This is a genomic window from Cryobacterium ruanii (genome assembly GCF_004404055.1).
GTDB classification, from domain to species: Bacteria; Actinomycetota; Actinomycetes; order Actinomycetales; family Microbacteriaceae; genus Cryobacterium; species Cryobacterium ruanii.
The window spans coordinates 160,059-182,829 of record NZ_SOHK01000009.1 but is presented as its reverse complement, the minus strand read 5'-3'; the positions used below and the strand labels follow the sequence as shown (position 1 = coordinate 182,829).

Annotated in this window: 18 protein-coding genes and 1 pseudogene; 14 read left to right on the top strand and 5 right to left on the bottom strand. The window is 64.6% G+C overall.

What is annotated here, in order from left to right:
* Nucleotides 1–34 precede the first annotated feature (34 nt).
* The gene (locus E3T47_RS06690; RefSeq protein ID WP_241982042.1) at nt 35–1,951 is read right to left on the bottom strand and encodes a clostripain-related cysteine peptidase; all 1,917 of its coding nucleotides are present in this window, start codon (nt 1,949–1,951) and stop codon (nt 35–37) included.
* On the bottom strand, nt 1,951–2,574 hold the full coding sequence (locus E3T47_RS06685; RefSeq protein WP_206751332.1) for a hypothetical protein: 624 nt from the start codon (nt 2,572–2,574) through the stop codon (nt 1,951–1,953). Before E3T47_RS06685 ends, E3T47_RS06690 begins: the two co-directional genes overlap by 1 nt.
* Before the next feature lie 338 nt (nt 2,575–2,912).
* On the opposite strand from E3T47_RS06685, the gene E3T47_RS06680 reads away from it, so the two are divergent.
* The 8 genes from E3T47_RS06680 (at nt 2,913) to guaA (ending at nt 11,248) form a co-directional block, all read left to right on the top strand.
* Nucleotides 2,913–3,245, top strand: a complete 333-nt coding sequence (locus E3T47_RS06680; protein WP_134555364.1) for a hypothetical protein — start codon at nt 2,913–2,915, stop codon at nt 3,243–3,245.
* A 109-nt stretch (nt 3,246–3,354) separates the two neighbouring features.
* A complete protein-coding gene (locus tag E3T47_RS06675) occupies nt 3,355–4,473 on the top strand; it encodes a GuaB3 family IMP dehydrogenase-related protein (RefSeq protein WP_134555363.1) in 1,119 nt (372 codons plus the stop codon).
* A gap of 108 nt (nt 4,474–4,581) precedes the next feature.
* Nucleotides 4,582–6,312, top strand: coding sequence for a glycerol-3-phosphate dehydrogenase/oxidase (locus E3T47_RS06670; protein WP_134555362.1), 1,731 nt, complete (start codon nt 4,582–4,584; stop codon nt 6,310–6,312).
* Between the two features lie 65 nt (nt 6,313–6,377).
* A complete protein-coding gene (locus tag E3T47_RS06665; RefSeq protein ID WP_233193339.1) occupies nt 6,378–6,911 on the top strand; it encodes a cation:proton antiporter regulatory subunit in 534 nt (177 codons plus the stop codon).
* Nucleotides 6,912–6,914: 3 nt separating this feature from the next.
* Entirely contained in the window at nt 6,915–8,411 is a 1,497-nt protein-coding gene (locus tag E3T47_RS06660) for a cation:proton antiporter (RefSeq protein ID WP_134555361.1), read from the top strand.
* 5 nt (nt 8,412–8,416) lie between these two features.
* On the top strand, nt 8,417–9,184 hold the full coding sequence (locus E3T47_RS06655) for an SURF1 family protein (RefSeq protein ID WP_241982041.1): 768 nt from the start codon (nt 8,417–8,419) through the stop codon (nt 9,182–9,184).
* 10 nt (nt 9,185–9,194) lie between these two features.
* Nucleotides 9,195–9,644, top strand: coding sequence for a DUF3817 domain-containing protein (locus E3T47_RS06650; protein WP_134555359.1), 450 nt, complete (start codon nt 9,195–9,197; stop codon nt 9,642–9,644).
* Nucleotides 9,641–11,248 (top strand): glutamine-hydrolyzing GMP synthase, encoded by a 1,608-nt coding sequence (gene guaA / locus E3T47_RS06645; RefSeq protein ID WP_134555358.1) that lies wholly within the window; start codon nt 9,641–9,643, stop codon nt 11,246–11,248. Before E3T47_RS06650 ends, guaA begins: the two co-directional genes overlap by 4 nt.
* A 387-nt stretch (nt 11,249–11,635) precedes the next feature.
* Here the strand turns inward: guaA and E3T47_RS15835 are convergent, their stop codons facing one another.
* Nucleotides 11,636–11,788 carry a hypothetical protein gene (locus tag E3T47_RS15835; RefSeq protein ID WP_166805644.1) on the bottom strand — a complete coding sequence of 51 codons (153 nt, stop codon included), beginning with the start codon at nt 11,786–11,788 and terminating at the stop codon, nt 11,636–11,638.
* A gap of 61 nt (nt 11,789–11,849) precedes the next feature.
* On the bottom strand, nt 11,850–13,769 hold the full coding sequence (locus E3T47_RS06640) for a pyruvate kinase (protein ID WP_134555357.1): 1,920 nt from the start codon (nt 13,767–13,769) through the stop codon (nt 11,850–11,852).
* A gap of 432 nt (nt 13,770–14,201) precedes the next feature.
* Between E3T47_RS06640 and E3T47_RS06635 the strand changes: the two are divergent.
* Both E3T47_RS06635 and E3T47_RS06630 read left to right on the top strand, forming a co-directional pair.
* Nucleotides 14,202–15,362: pseudogene (locus E3T47_RS06635) on the top strand (sensor histidine kinase); the annotation flags it as partial.
* Nucleotides 15,359–16,057, top strand: a complete 699-nt coding sequence (locus E3T47_RS06630; RefSeq protein WP_134555355.1) for a response regulator — start codon at nt 15,359–15,361, stop codon at nt 16,055–16,057. The pseudogene E3T47_RS06635 and the gene E3T47_RS06630, both read left to right, overlap by 4 nt.
* Before the next feature lie 76 nt (nt 16,058–16,133).
* Here the strand turns inward: E3T47_RS06630 and E3T47_RS06625 are convergent, their stop codons facing one another.
* Complete coding sequence (locus E3T47_RS06625; RefSeq protein ID WP_134555354.1) at nt 16,134–16,952, bottom strand: Bax inhibitor-1/YccA family protein; 819 nt, start codon at nt 16,950–16,952, stop codon at nt 16,134–16,136.
* Nucleotides 16,953–17,172: 220 nt separating this feature from the next.
* Here E3T47_RS06625 and E3T47_RS06620 point away from each other — a divergent pair, with 220 nt between their 5' ends.
* The 4 genes from E3T47_RS06620 to E3T47_RS06605 all read left to right on the top strand — a co-directional run bounded on the left by E3T47_RS06620 (nt 17,173) and on the right by E3T47_RS06605 (nt 22,749).
* Nucleotides 17,173–18,180, top strand: a complete 1,008-nt coding sequence (locus tag E3T47_RS06620) for a glycerophosphodiester phosphodiesterase family protein (protein WP_134555353.1) — start codon at nt 17,173–17,175, stop codon at nt 18,178–18,180.
* 51 nt (nt 18,181–18,231) lie between these two features.
* The gene (locus E3T47_RS06615) at nt 18,232–20,766 is read left to right on the top strand and encodes an ATP-dependent helicase (RefSeq protein ID WP_134555352.1); all 2,535 of its coding nucleotides are present in this window, start codon (nt 18,232–18,234) and stop codon (nt 20,764–20,766) included.
* A 109-nt stretch (nt 20,767–20,875) separates the two neighbouring features.
* Nucleotides 20,876–22,300: a ferredoxin reductase family protein gene (locus E3T47_RS06610; protein WP_241982021.1), complete on the top strand. Its 1,425-nt coding sequence runs from the start codon at nt 20,876–20,878 to the stop codon at nt 22,298–22,300.
* The gene (locus tag E3T47_RS06605; protein WP_134555351.1) at nt 22,297–22,749 is read left to right on the top strand and encodes an FMN-binding protein; all 453 of its coding nucleotides are present in this window, start codon (nt 22,297–22,299) and stop codon (nt 22,747–22,749) included. Before E3T47_RS06610 ends, E3T47_RS06605 begins: the two co-directional genes overlap by 4 nt.
* Nucleotides 22,750–22,771: the final 22 nt, after the last annotated feature.

The window sequence follows — 22,771 nt, the reverse complement described above, 5'->3', positions numbered from 1 at the left end:
GGTCCCTCCCTCTTTAAGGAACGGTGACCCGGGTTTAGGGAACGGTGACCCGGGCGCTCACCGTCGACGTGTTCCCGCCGTAGTCGACCACGCCCAGTTCGATGTACAGCTCGGTCCCCGATTCGAGCGCCACAAAATCGTATTGCAGGTACGGCAGATCGGCGTACAGGCCATAATCGCTCGTGGCCAGCCATTCCTCGGAACCGTCAGCGAGCACGTTGAGCACTTCGGGAACGATAATGCCCGCGGGGTCCGCCGTGAGTTCGCCGTAAGTGCCGAGGTCAGCGTTGAAGGCGTAGTAGGTCTCGGTGAGCACGTCCTGCGTCTCGGCATCCGTCGTGATGGTGAGCAGCACGTCCTGGTACGTCTCGCCGTCCAGATCCTCCGGCGAGTAATACGCCATGGGAACATTAATCGTCGTCACCCCCGCATCTTCGTCGGTGTCGAGCTGCAGGTACGCGTTCACGGTGTCTTCGTCGTCGCTGATCTGCAGGGTGGTCAGGTCGAAGAAGCCCTCGGCCACGCCGGAGCCATCGCTGCTGAAGGAGGCCTCTTCCTGCCCCAGGAAGGTGATCGAGCCATCCGCTTCGATCAGGCCATAGCGGATGCTGGCTTTCGCCAGATTCTCGGCGGAGGCGAACGGCCCCGAGATATACAGGCCGTCGTCAGCGAAGGAAACCTCACCCTCGGTGGCCGTGAATTGCGCCCGTTCACCGGCGGGGATGCTCGCGCCGGCTGCGTAATAGGAGGAGAGAAAGTCGCTCCAGCCCCCAGTGGGGTCAAGGCTCAGGTAATCCGCGGAGAAATACTCCTGCTGCGGCGGAAAGTAGATTGACAGCCCGGTGGCACCTAGGGTCGCCAGGCCATCGACCTTGTCGAGCACGGCGTCGTTGATCACGCGAACGAGGTCGTCGGCGGCATCCGAGACGTCAAGGGCTTCCACGCCGATTTCTCCGGCCAGAATGCCCAGGTCGGTCATGTGGGTGTCTTCAAGTGGGTCGGGGCTGCGCCCGAATCCCAGCGTGCCGGCCAGGCTCACGCCGACGACCGGTGCCACGGCGGCTGCGCGGTCGACCAGGGCCGCGCTGAATGTTGCGAGGGCGTCGTCGACGGCGGTCATCCGGGTCAGGTCAACGAGCGAGAGCGTGATCCCCGACTCGTTGCCCTCGTCGGCGGCCTGCGCGGCGAAGCCGGCCAACAGGGCGCTGCCGAGCGTCTGGCCGTTCACGGGGACGCTCGCCGCGTCGAGCGCGGTGTAGTCCCAGCCGTGGCCGGGTTCGAGCTCCTGCGAGGCGAGCAGCAGGTCGGCGCGCGGCGCGAGGGTGCTCGCGACCTCATAGGTGGCCATGAGGCAGGCATCGAACCCGAGCAGGTCGAGCTTGTCGACGCCGACCGCGTTGAGGCCGGTGGCCAGGGCCGTGTCGATTTCCGCGAGGCTTAGCGAGTCGTTGTCGCTCGACTCATCGCCGCCGACACCCGGCCAGGAGGCTCCGTGATCGGAGATGATCAGGGCGTAATTGTCGGCGGGGTATTCTTCGATGCCTCGCCTGACGAACTCGGCCAGAACAGCGGGATCGCCGGTGTTTACATCACCAAGATCCTCCACTTCGGTGGCGGAACCCTCGTTGATTTCGAGGAGCTTGCCGCCGGTCCAGTCATCGAGGCCCAGAACGGGGTCAGAACTGTAGTCCGCAGCGCGGTCGACGAGGGCGACGATGCTCAGGTTCTCGCTTGAACCGACCTGGCCCATCTCGTCGACGTCGACCATCATGTACGGCTCGAGATCGGTATCGGCGATGGAGTAGGTGAGCACCGTCCAGCTGCCGGCGCCTGCGGAGGAGGCGTCGGCATCCGCTTCGAAGCTGCACGCGCTCGCGCCGAGCAGAAGGACGCCGAACAGGAGCCCGGCAGCGCTACGGCGCCCGAGCGAACGGGTACTGCCGCGCTCCATCACAGCCCGACGAAGGGGATGCCGGCGGTCAGCACGCCAGCGACGAGGAAGATGGCCATTCCGGTACCCATGAGCACGAGCTGCACGCGAGCCAGGCGAACCACGGCGGCAACACCGAGGAGGAACAGGGAGATGGCCATGAGCACGGTGTTGAGGGTGAGGCGGTCGCTGAGGCTGTTGAACGTGTCACCCTCGGCGATCATGGCATCGGCCTCGGCTTTCGTATCGGACCAGCCGGAGAAGAGAAAGTCCCGATAGTCTTCGTTGTCCTGCGGGTTGTGATAGAACTCAGCGTCGGACACGTCCTCGGCCTCGCCCCAGGCGATAGCGGCACCGAACTCCTCGGAGACCGACATGAAGGTGAGTTCGTCGATTTTGTCGCTTGCGTCGAGGGCCAGGGTCTCGTTGGCACTGTTGGTCTCGATGGTCAGTTCACTCAGCCGGTTCAGAACCTGGGTGTCCTGGATGAACTGCTGGTTGCCCTCGAGGTAGAGCGACTCCGCTTCCGTGGAGAGGTTGGAGCCTTTCGTGTAGTTACCGGCCATCTGGCTGTCGTAGAGGGCGGCTTGAAAGGACGCGTACGCGGTCACGATCGACACCAAGCCGAGCAGCACCGCGATCACGAGCTCAAGGTTGCTGAATATGAGGTTGAGCCGCGGTTTCTTTGCGCTGGCGACAATATTTTCAGAAATGGTGTTCCCCCGGGTTGCCGTGTATATCCATTCGGAGCCTAGGGGGCCGGATCGCAGCGTGTCGCAATCGTCGAACACCCAGTTGTGGGGGGGAAACATTCCTGGGGAATGCTGTATCCGTGCGCGTAAAACTGCGGGTTCGGTCAGGATTACACCCATTAATTTGCCGACGAAAATTGCCCACCAGCCAGCTTTTTCGTGCGGTTACACTTCGGGCGGGGTGAACCGTGTTGGGGGCGCCCAGGAAACCTGCTAACAAGGAGCGTCACATGACCGAAACCATCTCATCACCCGGACTGGGTACCTCGCCGATCGGTGCAAACCCCGGCAAGAAGCTCGGCCTGATCGGCCTCATCCTTGCCTTTCCGTTCAACGTGATCGGCCTTATCGTCAGCATCGTCGCGCTGCGCAAATCCAAGAAAGCTGGCTTCAAGAACCCGCTGGCGGTCGGGGGTATCGTCGTCGGCCTCATCGGCACCATCGGCATCGCGATTCTCATCATCGTCTCCGTCGGTACCCTCGCCGCGACCGCATCGTTCTGTGCCGAAAACGGTGACGGCATCTTCGAGAACAACGGCATCACCATCACCTGCGGCGAGTAGTCTGCCGCCGGTGCCGTCGCATCCGCTGGCCCTGAACTGCCACAGTGCAGCGAAGCGGATGCGACGCCCCGCGCCGGTCGAGTCAATAGCTTGCGTCTAAACTGAAGCCATGGAAATCGAGATCGGCCGTTCCAAGCGCGCTCGCCGCGTGTACGCCTTCGACGACATCGCGGTGGTGCCGAGTCGGCGCACCCGCGACCCGGAGGACGTATCGGTCGGTTGGACCATCGACGCATACCAGTTCGCCATTCCGGTGCTTGCCGCGCCGATGGACTCCGTCGTATCGCCCACCACGGCCATCATGATGGGTCAGCTGGGCGGCGTCGGCGTGCTCGACCTCGAAGGGCTGTGGACCCGGCACGATAACCCGGAGCCACTGCTGGCCGAAATCCGCAGCCTGCCCGCCGATAGGGCGACCGCGCGCATGCAGGAGATGTACTCCGCCCCAATCCAGCCGGCGCTCGTCACCGCCCGCCTCGCCGAGGTTCGCGCGGGTGGCGTCACCGTGGCTGGTGCCCTCTCTCCCCAGCGCACGCAAGAACTTTACGAAACCGTCGTTGCGGCCGGCGTCGACCTGTTCGTGATTCGCGGCACGACCGTGTCGGCCGAGCACGTCTCGCAGAACCAGGAACCGCTCAACCTCAAGAAGTTCATCTACGAACTCGACGTCCCGGTCATCGTCGGCGGTGCGGCCACCTACACCGCAGCGCTGCACCTCATGCGCACCGGCGCCGCCGGCGTTCTGGTCGGTTTCGGCGGGGGCGCCGCGTCGACGACACGCGCGACCCTCGGCATCCACGCCCCGATGGCCACCGCCGTAGCGGATGTCGCCGGCGCGCGCCGCGACTATATGGATGAATCCGGCGGGCGCTACGTGCACGTCATCGCCGACGGCGGACTCGGCACCTCGGGCGACATCGTCAAGGCCGTGGCCTGCGGCGCCGACGCCGTCATGCTCGGCACGGCCCTGGCCCGGGCAACGGATGCCCCCGGTGGCGGATTCCATTGGGGCGCCGAGGCGCACCACCCCCAGCTTCCGCGCGGCAAGCGGGTCGAGGTCGGTACCGTGGCTCCGCTCGAAGAGATTCTCTACGGCCCGGCACCGGTCGCCGACGGCACCGCCAACCTCATCGGCGCGCTGCGTCGGTCGATGGCGACCACCGGTTACTCCGATCTCAAAGAATTTCAACGGGTTGAAGTGGTTGTCGCGCCGTACCGAGTGAACTAGCGTCAGAGGCAGAAGCGTTCGCGCGCTTCATCGTTGAAACTCAACCTCTTGTGCTCCCTAGATGCACACGAGTGTTTTAGATACACACGAGTCTGAACAGGAGTATTCATGGCCTCCCACAATGCGGTCACCCGATCCACGAAATTAGGGCCTGAGGAGCGGGTCTCCGCTCTCGCCAAGCTCAAAGGCAAAGAACTCGACATTCTCGTCGTCGGCGGCGGAATCGTCGGGGCCGGTGCCGCCCTCGATGCCGTCACCCGCGGACTGAGCGTGGGCATCCTCGAGGCGCGAGATTGGGCGTCGGGAACGTCGAGCCGGTCGTCCAAGCTCGTGCATGGCGGAATCCGTTATCTGGAGCAGCTCGACTTTCGCCTTGTGCGCGAAGCCCTCACCGAGCGGGGCCTGCTGTTGCAGCGCATCGCGCCGCACCTCGTAAAGCCGGTGCGATTCCTGTACCCGCTGAAGAAGCGTTTCACCGAACGGTTCTATATCGGCGCGGGCATGCTGCTCTACGACATCTTCTCCTACACCGGCGGGCGCCCGCCCGGCGTACCGCATCACCGCCACCTGTCCAAGAGCCAGGTGCAGAAGCTCATTCCGAGCCTCGCCAACGACGCCCTGATCGGCGGAATCACGTACTACGACGCTCAGGTCGATGATGCCCGCTACGTGTCGTCACTCGTGCGCACCGCCTCGTTTTACGGTGCCCACGCGGCCAGCCGGGTGCGGGTCGAAGGCTTCATCAAGGTGGGGGAGCGCGTTGTCGGCGTGCGTGCCCACGACCTGCAGACCGACGAACACTTCGACGTGCGGGCCAAGCAGGTCGTGAACGCGACCGGCGTCTGGACCGACGACACGCAGCGCATGGTCGGCGAACGCGGCACCTTCAAGGTGCGTGCCTCGAAGGGCGTGCATCTCGTGGTGCCGCGCGATCGGTTCCAGAGCGCCATGGGACTGTTACTGCGCACCGAGAAAAGCGTTCTGTTCGTGATTCCGTGGGGCCGGCACTGGCTCATCGGCACGACCGACACCGACTGGTACCTCGACAAGGCGCATCCGGCCGCGACGGCAGCCGACATCGACTACATCCTCGAACACATCAACTCCGTGCTCAGCGTGCCGCTCACCCGAGAAGATGTCGAGGGTGTCTACGCCGGGCTTCGTCCGTTGCTGGCCGGCGAGAGCGACCAGACTTCCAAGCTGTCCCGCGAACACCTCGTCGGGCACTCGGTTCCCGGCCTGGTCGTGATAGCCGGCGGCAAGTGGACCACCTACCGCATCATGGCCAAGGACGCAGTGGATGCCGCGGCCTCGGCCCTCGACGGACGCATTCCCGCGTCGACGACCCAGGACATTCCCTTGCTGGGAGCTGAGGGCTACCAGGCCGCGTGGAACAAGCGCGGCAAGATCGCCCGGGCGTTCGCGCTGCACACCGTGCGGGTCGAGCACCTGCTCAACCGCTACGGAACCCTCACCGATGAACTGCTCGACCTGATTCGAGCCAATCCGGAGCTCGCCGATCCGTTGCCCGGCGCTGACGACTACATCGGGGCCGAGGTCGTCTACGCGGCGTCGCACGAGGGTGCGCTGCACCTGGAAGACGTGCTGGCCCGCCGCACCCGCATCTCGATCGAGGCGTGGGACCGTGGGGTTTCGGCTGCCCCGGTCGCCGCCGCGCTCATGGCCGGGGTGCTCGGCTGGGATCAGGAGCGCATCGACCGTGAGGTGGGCTTCTACCTCACCAGGGTCGCCGCCGAGAGGGCGTCACAGGAAGAGCCCGATGACGAATCCGCCGACCGGGTGCGCCTCGAGGCCCCCGACACCGTCGTCACGAACTAAGCCCGCTCGCGGCGGCAAAAACGGCTCCGATAGAATAGGGGGACTGCCCCTAAACCTCAGGAGTCATGACAATGGTTGATGTTCGGCGGGTCAAACTTCCCGGCGTGGGTGTGCTGCACACCTTCATCACGGATGACGGCGGCAAGGTCGGCGTCATCGCCCACCGTTCCGGCCACAGCGACCTCATCACATTCGCCGACGATGAGGGCGGCCCCGACGCGAGCAAGGTCTCGTTGCGGCTCAACGAAGACGAGGCGCACACCCTGGCCGAACTGCTCGGCGGAACCCAGATCACCGAGTCGCTCAGCGCCCTCGACCAGATTCCCGGCCTCAGCATCGACTGGTTCACCGTGGACTATGAAGACCACATCGCCGGCCAGGCGCTCGGAAACCCCGCCGACCGCGGCATCGCCGGACTCACCGTGGTCGCCGTCGTGCGCGGCGAATCCGCCAACCCGGCCCCCGCCGCCGACTTCAAGGTCTTCCCCGGTGACACCCTCGTCGTTGCTGGCTCGCCTGAAAAGGTCGTCAAGGCCTTCGCGTTCTTTCGCACCGGTGAAGTGAAGGCGAAGACCGTCGACGCTCCACCCGGGGGGTGAACCATGCACCTGGGCGAAGACCTTCTCGTTCTCGGCACCCTGCTCGTCGTCGCCTACGTTCTCGGCCGCCTGGGCAAGCTGATCGGGCTCCCTACCATCCCGATCTACATGATCGTGGGCGTCTTGGCCAGTCCGAACACGGACTTCTTCCCCCTCGATTTTAATTCCGCTGATATCGAACTCATCGCCGTCTTCGGTCTGATTCTGCTGCTGTTCAGCCTCGGACTCGAGTTCGACCAGGAAGAATTCTTCGGCAACGCCAGGACCCTGATCGTCTCGGGCGGATCTTGGATACTCATCAATATGAGTGCCGGCTTCATCTTCGGCCTGCTCGTGGGCTGGGGTCCTCGCGAAGCTCTTGTCATCGCCGGCATGACCGGAACCTCCTCGAGCGCGATCATCACCAAACTGCTCATCGAACTGCGCCGTCTGGCCAACAAAGAGACCCCGATGATCCTCGGCGTGACCGTGGTCGGCGATATCTTCATCGCCATCTACCTCTCGATCGTCTCCGTCGTGCTCAGCGGCAAGACCGAGGTCTGGCCCATCGTGCTGCAGCTCTCGATCGCGTTCTTGTTTCTGGTGGCGATGTTCTCGCTGGCCCGTTGGGGTGGGCGGGTGGTGTCGCGTCTGATGCGCACCAAAGACGACGAACTGTTCACCATCCTGTTCTTCGGCCTCGTGGTGCTGTTCGCCGGCATCGGTGAGATCATCGGCGTCACCGATGCCATCGGCGCCTTCCTGATCGGCGTCGTGCTCGGCGCGAGCAGCTACCGCGCCAGGATCGAGCGCGTAGCCGTACCCCTGCGCGATATTTTCGCGGCGTTCTTCTTTCTCAACTTCGGCCTCGCCCTCGACGTGGCCCAGTTTGGGTCGGTGATCGGCGTGGTGCTCATCGCCATCGGGATGACCTTCGTGCTCAGTCTGCTCTCCGGCGCCCTGCTGGCCTGGCTGCACAAAATGGGGTCACGGGAAGCGCTCAACACCGCCGCGATTTTCGTCAATCGCGGCGAGTTCACGCTGATCCTCGCGACCCTGTCGGTGTCGGCCGGGCTCGATCCGCGGCTGCAACCGTTTGCGGGCCTCTACGTTCTCGTCATGGCCATCCTCGGCCCCCTGTTCGCGGCGAATTCCGAGAAGATCGGGGCGGCTCCGCGTCGCCGTGTGCCGGTATCCGTTTCTACACGAGCACTGCGCAACCCGATGCTCGACGAAGAGATCGCGCTCGTCGAAGCCGCGACGGCCGCCCAGGCCGCTGATGCCGACGAGTACGCCCGTCGTGCGGGTAAAGACAAGCCAGCGCGGATGGTTGACTCGGCCAATTCTCACCCGGCGCCCGATACGGTTGAACCACAGAAACGCTCGCATTCAGCTGATTCTGGGCTGGACTCGATGGCTGGCTTCGCTCTCGGCCAGCACTCCCCAGAACCCGACGATGATGCGGCCGACAATCCGGCAAGCAAACCCGGGCGAGAAACCCACACAGGTGACTATTCGTGATCAAAATGATGGTGCGCCCCCGCTGGGTGGCCGCACTGCTGCTGGCCCTCGGCGTGGCCGCGGCCTTCGCCCTGCTCGGGCACTGGCAGCTGGAACGCGCTATCGAGTCCGGCGTTGTCGTGGAGCGAAGCACCGAGCAGGCGCAGCCGCTCGCCGAGGTGGCGCAGCCCGACGGCGGCGTGACACAGGTTGCAACCGGCCAGATGGTCACCGCCGACGGCACCTGGGTGGCCGGTGACGAAACACTCATCACAACGCGCATCAACGGCGGCATCCAAGGTTTCTGGGTGGTCAGCCATTTTCAGACGGAGGCCTCCGCCAGCATCGCTGTGGCTCGTGGCTGGGCCCCCGACCAGGCCGCCGCCGAGGCCGTTATCGCCGCACTCCAAGACGCGCCCGAGACCGGCCCGGTCACCCTGACCGGACGCTTTCTCACCGGCGAGGCCCCGGAGCTGCCCGACCCCGACGGCGACTCAATGGAGCTGACCAAGGTGGCACCATCGGCTCTGATCAATCTGTGGGCTGATTTCACCGACGGATCAGTATATTCCGCCTATATCGTCGACGCGGCGGCCCCGGCCGGGCTTGACGTGATCGACTCCCCGGTGCCCGAAGTCGACCAGTCACTGAACTGGCTGAACATCTTCTATGCGATCGAGTGGGTCGTCTTCGCCGGGTTCGCCGTGTTCCTTTGGTACCGCCTGGTGCGCGACGCCCTCGAACGCGAGCAGGAAGACGCCGAGGCAGCGGAAGCTGTCAGTGTGCACACGTAGAATTGGTCACATGCCTCGTCAACCCAAGCCCGCCGATATCTCCAGAATTCCCGGTGCGCTCCGGCTGTACCAGGTGTCGTCGACCGTCACCGGCGTCTTCCTGCTGCTGCTCTGCATCGAAATGGTCATCAAGTACGGCTTCGGCCACGAGATCGAACTCGGCGGCGCGCAGGGGTTCCTCGCCCTCGTCCCGACCGACACGGTCGCGGCCGTCAACCTGAGCACCGGCATCCTGATCGCGCACGGCTGGTTCTACGTGTTGTACCTGTTCGCCGATTTCCGCTTGTGGAGCCTTATGCGCTGGCCGTTCTGGCGCTTCGTACTCATCGCCCTCGGCGGCGTCGTTCCCACCCTGTCGTTCATCGTCGAAGTTCCCGTTGCCCGCACGGTGAAGCGCTTCCTCACCGAGAACTCCGACAAAACTGCGGCAGTTGCCGAGAAGGCCCAGGCCCAAGCATGACCACTCCCACAACGGATGCCGCCCTCGCCGATTCCGGGCTCGGTCGCCCCGTTCTCGTCGTCGACTTCGGTGCGCAGTACGCGCAGCTGATCGCCCGGCGCGTGCGGGAGGCATCCGTTTATTCGGAGATTGTGCCGCACACGATCACCGCCGCCGAAGTGCTCGCGAAGAACCCGCGCGGAATCGTACTCAGCGGTGGCCCGTCGAGTGTTTACGCTGAGGGCGCGCCCGCGTTCGACGCGGCGATCTTTGAGCTCGGCGTACCCGTGCTCGGCATTTGCTACGGCTTCCAGGTGATGGCGACCGCCCTCGGCGGCATCGTCGCCCACACCGGCGCCCGCGAATACGGCTCGACCCCGGTCGCCGTGAGCAATGGCGACAACGTGCTGCTCGCCGACCAGCCCGACAGCCAGACCGTGTGGATGAGCCACGGCGACTCGGTCGCGACCGCTCCCGAAGGTTTCACCGTGCTCGCCTCTTCGGTCTCGACCCCGGTGGCCGCGTTCGCCAACGACGAGAAGCGGCTCTACGGCGTGCAGTGGCACCCCGAGGTCAAGCACTCCCAAAACGGCCAGCACGTGCTCGAGAACTTTCTGCACCGCGCCGCCGGCATCGCTGCCGATTGGAACAGCGGCAACGTCATCGCCGAGCAGGTCGCGAAGATTCGAGCCCAGGTCGGCAGCGGCAAGGTCATCTGCGGCCTCTCCGGCGGAGTCGACTCCGCCGTGGCCGCGGCCCTCGTGCACAAGGCCATCGGTGACCAGCTGGTCTGCGTATTCGTCGACCACGGACTGCTGCGCGAAGACGAGCGTCGGCAGGTTGAAGAGGATTACGTCAAGGCCACCGGCATTCGCTTGGTCACCGTGGATGTGCGCGAGCAGTTCCTCGATGCGCTAAAAGGTGTGAGCGACCCGGAGACCAAGCGCAAGATCATCGGCCGTGAGTTCATTCGCACCTTCGAGCAGGCCCAGGCTGAACTGATCGAAGAGGCCAAGGAAATCGACGGCGACCCGATCCGCTTCCTCGTGCAGGGCACGCTCTACCCCGACGTCGTCGAATCCGGCGGCGGTAGTGGCACCGCCAACATCAAGAGCCACCACAACGTGGGCGGACTGCCCGACGACCTCAAGTTCGAATTAGTCGAACCGCTGCGCACCCTCTTCAAAGACGAGGTGCGCGCGATCGGTGCCGAACTCGGCCTGCCGGCGGAGATCGTGCAGCGCCAGCCTTTCCCCGGCCCCGGCCTGGGCATTCGCATCGTCGGTTCGATCACCCAGGAACGTCTCGACCTGTTGCGCAAAGCGGATGCGATCGTGCGCTTCGAACTGACCGCCGCCGGCCTCGACCGCGAGATCTGGCAGTGCCCGGTCGTGCTGCTCGCCGACGTGCGGTCGGTGGGCGTGCAGGGCGACGGGCGCACCTACGGCCACCCCATCGTGCTGCGCCCGGTGTCGTCGGAAGATGCCATGACCGCCGACTGGACTCGCCTTCCCTACGACCTGCTGGCCAAAATTTCTAATCGCATCACCAACGAGGTCGACGGAGTGAACCGCGTGGTGCTCGACGTCACGTCGAAGCCGCCGGGAACCATCGAGTGGGAGTGATCCCCCGGTAGCGTGACTGAAGGGTTGGCTTTAAGAGAGCCGGTCCCGCGCTCCATCGCCCGTTACTCGTCCGGCCTGTCCGGGAGTCTCCTGGTTGGCCTCGTGGCCTTCCAACTTGCTCTGGCGTCCCGCGCTCCGTGGGGTCGCGCAGCCTATGGCGGCGCAGCAGCAGCAGCAGCAGCAGCAGCTCGCCCGCCGGCCAGGCTGCGCATGGGCAGCGCCGTCGCCTCCGTTGTGTGGGCAGTGATTTCACTCGTAATCCTGCGCCGAGGCGGCCACCCAGTTCCTCGGGTGCTGCCCGCGCGGGCCGTTCCGGTGGTCATGTGGGTGGCCGCTACGGTAACCGGCATGGCGGCTATCGAGATCGGGCGCGGGTTTTCCGTTGGGTCAGTCTTTGGGGGCCTTGAGGTAGCGGCGAATGGCGAGCACGACCACCCAAGCGAGACCGAGGAGCACGATGGCGCTTCCGATGAAGCCGAATGTGGTGTTCAAGTCGGTCGTTTCGAACGGGAGCAGCGTGCGCAGGTCAGTGGAACTCATTGTTTAAGCCAACCACAGTGTGGTGTGCCTGGGGTGCAAAAAAACTGGCGGGTTCACGAGATCAAGGACGCTCTGTGGATGCACGACCGCGCGCACGTGGAGCTTCACCCGGCACGGAGTTCATGGGGGGTGATGTGGCTTCCGTCATATCCAAATCCCAGGCACGCAGGCGCCGCAGCAGGCTGCGCTTCTTATCGGTGTGCCCTTGCATGCGCCTCAGGATTCCGGCGAGCATGGATATGGCCTCGGCGATGAACGGGCCCTTGTTGAGCATCACGCACTCGGCGCGTTCGGCCATGGCGGCGTCGGTCACTTCGGCGCGCGATGGCAACCCCGTGCGGGCGAGGGTATCGAGCACCTGCGTCGCCCAGATCACCGGCACGTGGGCGGCTTCACACAACCAGAGGATCTCTTCCTGCACTTCGGCGAGTCGCTCGAAACCAACCTCCACCGCAAGGTCGCCGCGGGCGATCATGACGCCGACATTCTGCCACCGCATGGCTTCGAGCAGAATCTGCGGGAGGGCTTCGAACGCCGCGACGGTCTCAATCTTGAGCACGATGCCGAGCTCGGGGTTGCCCTCGAGGTGCGAGAGCAGATCTCGCACGTCGTCGGCGCTTCGCACAAAAGACATGTTGACGATATCGGCGTGTGCCCGGACGAAATCGAGGTCGGCCGCATCCTGGTCGGTGAGCGCCGAGATGGAGAGCAGCGTATCGGGCAGATTGATACCCTTTTCGGCTCGCAGTTTCGTGCCGTCGATGCCGGCACGGTGCACCACAATCGTTATCTCTGTGGATGTCACGGCAATGATGACCCCGTCGATCTTGCCGTCATCGAGCATGACGCGCTCACCGGGGTGCGCTTCCTGAAAAGCGACCGGCAGGGTGCAGCCGATACGGTGTGTCCCGTCGGTCGTGGCGTTCGCAGGGCTGAGGTCCGCGGTGAGGATCAGCGTGTCGCCTCGGTGCACGAGCAGGAATTGCTCGGTGGGATTCAGGGTGCCCACGAACGCGCCCACCGCACGCTCGTCTCGCGCGCCGGCCACAGCCAACCCGGGAGCGAAGTACACGGTTTGTGGGAGTGAGACGAGGCATCCGCCAGAAAAGGTTTGCTCGACGGTGAGGGTGCGGTGGGCCCCGCGCGTATCGACGAGACGGATTTCATCGCCGACCCGGCGCCGATCCACCCAACTCAAATCGGTGATGGGAATAACGGGTGCCCCGAGCGCGACGGCGTTGTCGGGTCGGGTGCCGAGCCAGACCACCCCTCGTTTGAGAACGGTGCCGGTCGGCGATCGGAGCGGCTTGACCTTGATCACCTCGGGGCCGGCTTTGATGGGGCCAGTGCGCAGCTTCGGGCCGCCAAGATCCATCGCAACGAGGCATCGCCGGCCGGTCGACGCCTCTGCGGAGCGAATGTTGGCGATCATCGCGGCCCAGACGGTTGGCCCGTCGTGCGCGCAGTTTATGCGGGCAAGGTCCATCCCGCTCTCGAGCATGGACTGCACCATGGCCTTATCTGTTGCTGTTTCACTCGGCAGGGTCACCATGATGCGCGTTGAGCGGTGCTCGGGCCGTGAACCGAGCAACAGTGCGGAATTCCGGGTGAGGAGCACGCCACCGTCGGGTGGCTGTGAGGCCGCCGGCGAGAAAGCGTCCACTGCGCCGGGGCCCACATCGCCGACAGGAGATATCAGTAGGGTCAGCGTACGGAGCAACCCGTCGATACTCGCGAGAACATGAGATTCGGTGCGGCCCAGAGAGGTGAGACCGCGGCGGGCGAGTCGCGCCTGAAGATCGCGCAGATCGTGGGTTCGCAGCTCGACATAGTGCACGAGATTCGTCGCACTGTGGGCGTGCCGTGGCTGTACTGCAGAAATCTCGTCTGCCTGGCGCAGCTCGGCGAGGAGCAGGTCCGCCCGCAACGATTCAACGTCGGCCCGGAGAGAAATCAGGTCAGTGAGCTCGAGCGATGTCATGCCGTCCCTTCCGTGGCCAACGGACTCAGTATGGCGTGCAAGGGTGAACGGCCGGGGTCATCGCCCGCACGGTGACGCGCTTCATTCACCGAGAAAGCTGACATCGCGAAAACGCGCGCAGTTTCGGCTCCGCGGCGACGGCAGGATTGGTCCCCGCCGCTTTAGACGATCGTCGTGAATGGCTTTCCGGTCAGCCGCCACCAACGTGGATCCCCGGCCTCTGCGCCGGGTCTGGCTCACTCTCCCGCAGGATCTCCCGCACGACCGGGGCCGTATCTCCTCGCCCCAGCAAGAGGTATCGGAGGAGATGCCCGAGCGGGTTGCCTTCCGACCATTCGAAGAAGGCCTGCGGTCGCACGCCCGTGGCGTCTCGGAGGGCCAGAAGTATCGCGGCAATCGCGTTTGGCGCTGCCGGGCTCTGCGCGCGGAGCACTCGATGCCTACGTGGTCGACCAGGCTGCTCGCCGCACCCGCGCAGCCAAACGTTCTGCCGCAGAATCGGAACTCCTCGCCACCATCTCAGGTAGCGTCCTTCGGGGACAAGGCGCCTTGCAGGCGCTCATCGGACGGACCCGGGGAGCATTCAATCTCAACATGGTCGTCCTGGTGGAGGAGGGGCTCGTGCTGGTGCGCGATGGTGAACCCGCGCCGCGCGCGAAACTGACGACCGTGCCCATCGGCACCCGTGCCACTCTCGAACTCTATGGCGGCGATCTGCAGGCCTCCGAACGGCGTCTGCTGGCCGTGATTGCCGCACAGATCGACGCGGCCATGGAACACTCCGTCCTCTCCGAGACGGCGAGCGAGGTCGGACCGCTCGCCGAAACCGACCGCGTTCGGAGTGCCCTACTCTCCGCCGTCAGCCACGACCTCCGCCGCCCGCTCGCTGCTGCCGTCGCTGCCGTCAGCGGACTGCGCGCCACCGACGTGACGTGGTCCGCGGCCGATCGAGAAGAGCTCCTCGCCACCGCCGACGAGAGTCTGGAGACGCTCACCTCACTCGTCACCAACCTTCTCGACGTCAGCCGGGTACAGGCCGGCGTCCTCGGTGTGTCGCTGGGCGTCGTGGATGCTGGAGACGTCATTCTCGCCGCCTTCGATGAACTGCATCTCGGCCCGGGAGCCATCGAACTCGACCTCGACCCGGATCTGCCCCGACTCCTGGCCGATCAAGGCCTGCTCCAGCGCGTTGTTGTCAACCTACTCGCCAACGCGACCCGTTTTGCTCCATCGGGGACGCGCGTGCGCATCGCCACCAGCAGCTTCGGCGGCACCGTGGAGATTCGCGTCATCGACCACGGCCCCGGTATCGCCCTCGAACGGCGTGACGACGTCTTCGTTCCCTTCCAACGCCTCGGCGACACCGATAACCGCTCGGGTCTTGGACTTGGCCTCGCCCTGTCCAAGGGCTTCTCTGAGGGCATGGGCGGTACCCTCGACGCGGAAACCACCCCCGGCGGCGGCCTGACGATGGTCATCGCTCTGCCGGTGGCGGGACATATCGCAGCTCAGTCGGGTGCATCGTCCCAGGGGGACATCAATGCGCGTCCTTCTCGTAACCCTGCGGCACCTTTCAACCAGGAGAACCCATGAAGATCCTCATCGCTGACGATGATCCTCAGATCCTCCGAGCCCTCCGTGTCACTCTCGGAGCACGCGGATACGAGATCATCACCGCGGCCAACGGAACTGAAGCGGTGAATGCGGCCATCGACCATCGGCCCGATATTTTCATGCTCGACCTCGGAATGCCCGAACTCGACGGTATCCAGGTCATCCAGGGACTTCGCGGGTGGACTCAAGCCCCTGTCCTCGTCGTTTCCGGCCGTACCGGTGCGGCCGACAAGGTCGAGGCGCTCGATGCCGGGGCTGACGACTACGTCACCAAACCGTTCTCGATTGACGAGCTTTTGGCTCGCATTCGCGCCCTTACACGGCGTGTCCCTAACCAGGAAACGGCACCCATCACACGAATCGCGGACATCGCCATCGATCTCGCCGCTAAGAGCATAACCAGGTCAACACCGGGCGGGCCAGAACTCGTCCGGTTGACCCCGACCGAATGGCAAGTCCTCGATATCCTGGTGCGAAACGCGGGAAAACTCGTCACCCGCCAAAGTCTCCTCACCGAAATCTGGGGATCTGAACACGTCACCGACACCGGATATCTCCGCCTGTACATTGCTCAACTTCGCAAGAAAATCGAACCCGATCCCCGAAACCCGCGCTATCTGTTGACCGAATCCGGAATGGGATATCGATTCAGACCTGACATGGACCAAGGTTGAGATATTGCGCCAGGAGGAAGAACGGCAAAGCGCCCGTGTTCCTGAGAACACGGGCGCTTGTCAATACCGAATACTGTTATTCGCGAGTTAGTGCGAAGATGCGCAGCATCTCGACGTAGAGCCAGACTACGGTCATCATGATGCCGAACGCGCCGGTCCAGCCGTACTTGCGCGGCAGGCGGTTGTCGACGCCCTTCTGGATGAAGTCGAAGTCGAGCACGAGCGAGTACGCGGCCAGGAGCACCGCGAGGAGGCCGATGATGACGCCGAGCTTGATGTCGAAGCCGAGCAGGCTGATGCTCGCGCTGCGCATGCCGAAGGCTTGGTCGGTGCCACCGAAGATCATCATGCCCACGTTGATGAGAGAGAAGGCGGCATAGCCGATCATGGCGATCAGGAAGACCTTGGTGGCCTTCTTCGAGGCGCGGATCTTGCCGCTTTTGAACAGTGCCAGGGTGACGGCGACGACGACGAGCGTCGCGAGAACCGCTTGCGTCACGATCCCCGGGTAGAGCACCTCGAAGACGCTTGAGATGCCGCCGACGAACAGGCCCTGCGCCGCGCCGAAGGCGAGGATGAGGGGAGCCGACGGCTCCTTCTTGAAGGTGTTGACCAGGCCGAGCACGAAACCGACGATGGCACCCAGGATAAACAGGAACGGCAACACCGGCGTGGCAACCCAGGAGATCGCAGCGGCCACGAGCAAGAGCGCGAAGCCGAGGCCGGTCTTGGTGATGGTGTCTTCGTAGGTCATGCGTTCGGTGTCTTGCGCACCGGCCGAGGGCCGGCTGTACATCGACTGCAGATCGTTGTCAGAGAGGGCCTGCGACGACGCCACTGCGCCACGAGCGCCGAACGCTTCGTTGCGGGAGAAAGCGGGGTTGGAGGATGCCATGTGTTGCTGTACTCACAATCAGCTGGTTGAGTATGGGTGCGCGCAAGCTAGCCAGCACGCAGCGCCTGGTGCGGCACTTCCTCAACGGTACCTGAGAGCGCCTGCGAATGCGCGGGGGATCAGCGGATTTGCAGCATTTCAAGCGGGATTGCGCACAGGTTACGCTGCGAGCGTCGGCGGCCCCCAGCATCCGTTCTGGTGGCGCGGTTAGCCTGTACGCATGCAGCAGATCGTCATTGGCCACCGCGGGGCGAGCGGCCACCGGCCTGAGCATACCCGCAGCGCGTTCGAACTGGCTTTTGCGCTCGGCGCCGACGCCGTCGAACCCGACCTGGTCGCGACGCGCGACGGCGTACTCGTCATTCGCCACGAGAATGAAATCTCCGGCACAACGGATGTCGCAACTCGCGCCGAATTCGCCGGTCGCCGCACCGAGAAGCACGTTGACGGCAAGAAGGTCACCGGCTGGTTCACGGAGGACTTCACCTGGCCCGAACTGAGCACCCTGCGCGCGCGGGAACGCCTGCCCGCCCTACGGCAGAGCAACACGACCTTCGACGACCAACAACCGATTCTTCGCCTGCGCGACCTGTTCGACCTCGTTGATGCGGTTGCCGAGCGAACCGATCGCGTGCTCGGCATCGTCGCGGAGATTAAACACGCCAGCTATTTCGCCGCATTCGACCTGCCGCTGGCCGAACTGTTCGCGGACGAGGTCTCCGCGGCCGGCTGGAACACCGACCGACTCACCGTTGAGAGCTTCGAACCGAGCGTGCTCGCCCAAGTGCAAGCCCAAGGCGTACGCGGCAAGCGCATCTTTCTGCTCGAAGTTCAGGGACACCCGGCCGACCAGGTGGCGGAGTACGGTGCTCGCGCCGTACCCTACGCCGATCACCTCACGGCCGACGGGCTCGCAAACCTGGCCGCGGGTTCTGATGGGATCGACGGCATCAGCGTTTCCAAATCGCTCATTCTCGAAACGGATGCCGCGGGGGAGGTGATCGGGGCATCCGCTCTGGTCGACGAAGCTCACGCTGCGGGACTCGAGATCTACTGCTGGTCCCTGCGCCCGGAAAACAAATTTCTGGCGAAATCCTTTCGCAGCGGTGCCCGCAAGGCAGACTTTGGCCACTGGCAGTCGGAGTTTCGGGTCATTCTGGGCTCGGGCGTTGACGGAGTGTTCGCCGACCATCCGGATCTGGCCGTGCACGTGCGGGGCGCGTTCTGACCATGCTGACCGGCCTGCCTGTCAGGGGCCTCGCCTACACTGGAAACCGATATGACCACACCCCTGAACGCGGGATCCGCGCCCGCAACCGCCACTCGTTCGGCCACGCCGATCATTCTCGATTCCAACGGGCACGCGGGCACGGGCGATAACCGCCAGAGCCCCCTGCTCGACGGGCTCAACCCGCAGCAGAAAGAGGCCGTCGAATATCGCGGGCAGGCGCTGCTGATCATCGCCGGTGCCGGCTCGGGCAAGACCAGCGTGCTCACCCGTCGGGTCGCGAGCCTGCTCGAAACCCGCGATGCCTGGCCGAGTCAGATTCTCGCGATCACCTTCACCAACAAGGCCGCCGCCGAAATGCGCGAGCGGGTACACGCGATCCTCGGCCAGGCCTCCGACGGCATGTGGATCAGCACGTTCCACTCCTCCTGCGTGCGCATCCTGCGCCGGGAAGCCGAGAAGATCGGCCTGTCGAGTACGTTCAGCATCTACGACTCGGCCGACACCAAAGTCACCCTTAAACGCATCATCAAGGGGCTCGACGCCGACACCTACGGGTTCACACCAGGGTCGGCCGGCGCCAAAATCTCCAAGCTCAAGAATGAGCTCGCCGATGCCGACTCGTACGCGCGCAACGCGAATATGAGCGACCCGCAAGAGGTCATGTTCGTCGAGATTTTCCGGCAGTACTCGGCCCGGTTGCGCGCCGCGAGCGCCCTCGACTTCGATGACCTCATCGGTGAGACCGTCTATCTGTTTCGGGCGTTCCCCAAGGTTGCCGCGCTCTACCGGCGGCGGTTTCGGCACCTGCTGGTCGATGAATACCAAGACACCAACCACGCCCAGTACGCCCTCGTGCACGAGCTCACCCGGCCGGTCACGGCCGAGCTCGCCCAGGAGATGGAAAACGACGGCGTGCACGTGCGCAACCTGCGCGACGCCACCGGAGCCATTCCGGGGGCGTCGCTCACCGTGGTCGGCGACTCCGACCAGTCGATCTACGCTTTCCGCGGGGCGGACACCCGCAATATCAGCGGGTTCGAGCGGGACTATGCGGGCGCGAAGGTGATTCTGCTCGAGCAGAACTACCGGTCGACGCAGAATATCCTTTCGGCGGCGAACGCGGTGATCGGGCACAACTTCGACCGCACCGATAAGAAGCTGTGGAGTGCGGGAGGCGACGGCGAGAAAATCGTCGGTTTCACGGCGTATTCCGGCCACGACGAAGCCCAGTTCGTCTCGGACGAGATCCAGGTGCTTCACGCGGCAGGCATGGCCTACCGCGACATGGCGGTGTTCTATCGCACCAACGCGCAGACGCGAGCGTTGGAAGAGATTTTGGTGCGCTCGGCCACGCCGTACCGGGTGGTCGGCGGCACCAAGTTCTACGAGCGGGCCGAGATCAAGGATGCCCTGGCCTACCTCATCGCCGTCGCCAACCCGGTCGACGAACTCGCCCTGCGCCGCATTCTGAACACCCCCAAGCGCGGCATTGGCCCAGCCACCGAGACCGGACTGTCGAGTTTCGCCGACGACAACGAGCTCACCTTTCGCCAGGCCATGCGAAATTCCGCCGCGCTCGGCCTCGGCCCCAAAGTGACCGGCGCCATCCTCAAACTCGCCGAGCTGCTCGATGCCGCCGCACTCATGCTCGTGCCCACTTCGGTCACCGATGACGGTGTGCCGGTCGGCGGCTCGAATGTCTCTGAAGTGCTCGAGTTTCTCCTGAACGGCAGCGGGCTGCTCGCCATACTGCGAAACAGCCGCGACCCGCAAGACGAGGTACGGGCCGAGAACATTGAAGAGCTCGTCGCTCAAACCAAGGACTTCAATAAAGAGAACCCCGACGGCGGTCTCGTCGACTTTCTTACCCAGGTGTCGCTCGTGGCCGCGGCCGACGACCTCGACGACGCCTCGGGCACGGTCTCACTGATGACCCTGCACACCGCGAAAGGCCTCGAATACGAGGCCGTGTTTCTTACCGGCGTCGAAGAAGGGCTCCTACCGCACCAGATGTCGGCGAATGAGCCCGGCGGCCCGGCCGAGGAACGCCGCTTGTTCTATGTGGGCATCACCCGGGCCCGCAAACGGCTCTACCTCTCGCTCGCCATGACCCGCGCCCAGTTCGGCGACATCAACGTGGCCATGCCCAGCCGATACCTGCAGGAGATTCCGGCCGAGCTCATCGACTGGAAGCAGTCACCTGGCATGGCCAACTCCCGTGGCGGCACGCAGCCGCGCGCGCTCAACGCACGCCGCGACGGCGGCTTCGGCGGGTTCGGTAACGCGCTCGGTACGTCCAAGGATGGCTTCGGCGGTCGCAGCAGTGGCAGCAACAGCGCAAAGCAGGCCGGCCTGCCGCCGGGCAAACCGAAGACCGAGTGGGCCAATAAGATCACCGGAACGGTGCGCGACAATGGCAGCCTCGAGCTCGCTGCGGGCGACCGCATCCGTCACCACGACTTCGGCGAGGGCCGGGTGAACCAGGTCACCGGTGAGGGCACCAAGCGCATCGCGCACGTGCAGTTCGACACGGCGGGCGCCAAAAAGCTGTTGATCAAGATCGCCCCGATCGAAAAGATCTAGGGTGCTTGTTGCGGCAGCGCTCGAGGCAGTGCTCAAGGCATTGGTGACACACAGACTGTTCACAGGCTTTCGATAGCTGTTCGAGGGGCGCCCGCCCGATGCTCTACTCATGAGCCTCGACACGCGCACCACTCAAACCGGCACCGCGCTCGCGAACACCCCGCGGGTGACCTCGCCGCACCCCGCTTATAAGAAGCGGATGCGTCTCGCCGACAGCCTGCAGATTCTCTGTGTCGCCTCGGTCGCCATCGTGGTCGCCATCTTTCTCGCGGATGGGGGAGCAGCCAAGTTCGGCACCCCCGCCGACGCGTTCACGTCTCTTGGAATCGTCGCGGGTCTGGTTGGAACTGATCTGCTGCTCGTGATGCTCGTGCTGGCCGCTCGGCTTCCCCCGATCGACCGTGCCTTCGGGCACGATCAGGCTATGGCCGTGCACCAGTCGCTCGGCAAGCCGGCCCTGTACCTCATCCTCGGCCACGCTGCACTGCTCATCACCGGCTACGCGCTCGCCGAAAACGTCAACGTGGTTGCCGAGACCTGGAACATGTTCACAGGCCTGCCCGACATGCCGCTCGCCTTTCTCGGCCTCGCGCTCATGATCGGTGTCGTCATCACCTCGCTCGTGGTGGTGCGCCGTAAGTTTCGCTACGAGGCGTGGCACGCCGTGCATCTGCTCGCTTACCTCTCGGTGCTCGTCGCCATCCCGCACCAGCTGAGCGTTGGTGGTCTACTCAGTGAGGGCGCCATCGCCCGGTATTACTGGCTCGCCCTGTACGCGGCGGTCGCCGGCGCCATCATCGTGTTCCGATTCCTGCTGCCGGTCACCCGGTCGTTGCGCCACCGCCTGGTCGTGGACCGAGTGGACGCTGTCGCTCCGGGCGTCGTCTCAATCACCCTGACCGGCCGGAAGCTGGACAAACTCCGGGCGACCTCCGGACAGTTCTTCGTCTGGCGGTTCTGGACCGATGGACTTTGGTGGCAGGCGCATCCCTTCTCCCTGTCGTCAGCGCCGAGTGAGCGCGGACTGCGCATCACCGTTCGCGGCCTAGGCGATGCCTCGAAGCAGCTTCCCCAAATGAAACGCGGCACCCGGGTCAGCTTCGAAGGCCCCTATGGACTTTTCACCGAGAACGCGCGAACCTCGCCCCGGGTGGTGCTGATCGCCGCCGGCATTGGCGTTGCGCCCATTCGCTCCCTACTCGAAACGGTGTCGTTCGCGCCGGGCAACGCCACCGTGCTGATTCGCTCGCACTCTTTGGGCGATACCTATCTGGTCGACGAACTCACCGACCTGTGCCGGGTACGCGGCGTGGAGCTGCGCATTATCGCCGGTAAACGTCCAAGTGGAGTGAGCACCTGGCTTCCAGCGGACGCCGTCCGGGACGGGATTTCCCTGAGCACGATCGTGCCCGAGCTCGAAAGCTCCGACATCTACATCTGCGGCCCCCGACCCTGGACCGACGCCGTCGTGCGCGACGCCCGCTCCGGCGGGGTGCCCAAGAAGCAGATCCACTACGAAAGGTTTGACTGGTGAGAGTACGCGCGGTAGCCCTGGCCACCCTGGCCTCCGTTTCGATAGTCGGTATCGGGTGGCAGTTGGGATCCCAGGCGATTGACGCGTCGCAGAGCCTGACTGCAGCAGCCGATACCGGCGCATCCGCTGCTGCCACCGCAGCAACCGAGACCGCGGCAACCGCCTCAGCTCACTCCGGAACCTTCACCGGCTCGGTGGTGCAGACCCAATACGGCAACGTGCAGGTGTCAGTGACCGTCGCCAACGGCGCGATCACCGAGGTCACCCCGCTGCAGCTGACCAACCGTGGCGGTCGGTCGGTCGGTATCAGCAACCAGGCCGCGCCGATTCTGCGCTCCGAGGTGCTCGCCGCGCAGTCCGCGAAGGTGAAAAACGTCAGCGGTGCTACGTACACGAGCGAGGGTTACCGGCGGTCGCTGCAATCGGCGCTCGATACGGCCGGATTCTAGGGCGCCGACTGTGGGCGGGGAC